This is a genomic window from Escherichia albertii NBRC 107761 = DSM 17582, from assembly GCF_000759775.1.
GTDB lineage: Bacteria > Pseudomonadota > Gammaproteobacteria > Enterobacterales > Enterobacteriaceae > Escherichia > Escherichia albertii.
The window spans coordinates 1-1,852 of sequence record NZ_BBMY01000217.1; the positions used below are offsets into that span (position 1 = coordinate 1).

At 42.9% G+C, this 1,852-nt stretch carries 1 protein-coding gene; it reads left to right on the top strand.

Annotation, left to right across the window (positions count from 1 at the left end; all coding sequences use genetic code 11):
- Positions 1-1,784 (top strand): carbon-nitrogen hydrolase family protein (locus EA14781_RS22130; RefSeq protein WP_042326942.1); only part of this gene is annotated, 1,784 nt, incomplete at its 5' end.
- Positions 1,785-1,852: the final 68 nt, after the last annotated feature.

The following is a 1,852-nucleotide window of genomic DNA, read 5'->3' on the forward strand; positions in this document are numbered from 1 at the left end:
CCCAGTTTGCCTACAACCATATTCTTAGGGCCGATAATCTATTTGCACATTTTAGTTATCTGCCAAGGTTGCTTGGCTTTGCTATCAGTATGAATGAATGGCAGCACGCGGAAAAAATTGTACTTAAAGCTTACGAATCCATCAATCTGCTGGCCTCGGTGATTACCTCAGGCAAGGAAGTGACTATAAATGGTTGCAAAACTCGAGCAGTAAATGATCTTTGGCGTTGTATAAAAGGCACCTTAAGCTGGCTATTTGTTGATGCAGCAACACGATATTACAATCCTGATAAATTATTTCTTGATAAACATTCCAAGAAAGAAGAGTGTCTTGCGGATACATTTTTTAATCATATTTCACAAAGCCTGACAAACCTAAAGGATTTACTGGATCTTCGTTTTGATTCAGCAGACTTTTATTTAAAAGTGCCATTGGTAGCTCGGGCTGACTTAGCAAAAGAACCTTATAAACAGATCGTAAAGAGTCAGTCCGCAGAAAAACTTGTTAATCAGCGTGATAGTAAAAAAGAAGCTAAAATACTGAAATTAATGAGCACTTCATCGCTTATTGATATTGATGTTATTAAGCTATTTTTGAAATCAACCAAGAATACCCGACTGGAAAAAGTGGCTAAAGGAAATCGTAAGAATGAGAGTTACTTACCTTACATTTTCCCTACACGTCCTTTAACACCCGCTGAAATATCTGAACTGGCCCCCGAATGTGTTGGATTACCCTCCAGATACGACAAAAACTCAGATGGAAGGCCGTCCACTATTTGGGCCAAATATACGCAAGCATTACGTGGAGTATGGATCAAACCGACATTGCTGGCATCGGAGCAAGACTCAGACGAAGCGACAAAAACAGTTCGGCCTAAGAAATTCATTCATATTGGTACAGACAGGAAACATAAAATTGTCGTTGCGCTAACCAGCATCAAAACCGATGAGGACGACTGGGCTAAAATGGCCTGTAACAAATCTAACCTGTCCCGTTCAAGGTATCAGCGGATTTCTGAACTGGTTAATGCAACATTGAAACTGTCGCCTAAACCCGATTATGTTTTATTCCCTGAGCTTTCAATTCCGTTACGTTGGGTTAACAGTATTGCCGATCGTTTGAGTTCGGCGGGTATCAGTCTGATTGCGGGGACGGAATACCGCCACTTTGACGATAATCAACTGAAGAGTGAAGCAGTGCTTGTCCTGTCAGATAACCGACTCGGCTATCCGGCGAGTGTCAAAATATGGCAACCCAAGCTGGAACCCGCTGTAGGTGAAGATGAGGCATTGTTTTCAACGTTTGGTAAGTCCTGGGCATTTTCAACGCTTAATCCGAAACATCGTAAACCTGTATATATTCATCACGGCGTCAATTTTGGCGTTATGATTTGCTCTGAACTCCAGAACAGCAAAGCAAGGATCCGGTTTCAGGGCGCGGTCGACGCATTGATGGTATTGAGCTGGAATAAAGATCTGGATACGTTTGCATCGTTGATTGAATCAGCAGCGCTGGATGTTCATGCCTATACCATCTTGGTGAATAACCGAAAATATGGCGACAGCCGGGTACGTTCTCCGGCAAAAGAATCCTTTATGCGCGATATTGCCCGCGTGAAGGGCGGTGATAATGACTTTGTGGTTGCTGCAACGCTGGATATCGATGCGTTAAGGGCATTCCAGAGCAGGGCAAAACGCTGGTCTAAAGATGGCGATAAATTCAAGCCATTGCCTGAAGGATTCCAGTTGGCAAAGAATCGTAAAAAACTACCGCCAAAATAAGAAACTGATTTCGTTATTATAGATCAGGGTATTTTTGCGTGAGAGGCCGGAAAACAGGATGTCGCCCC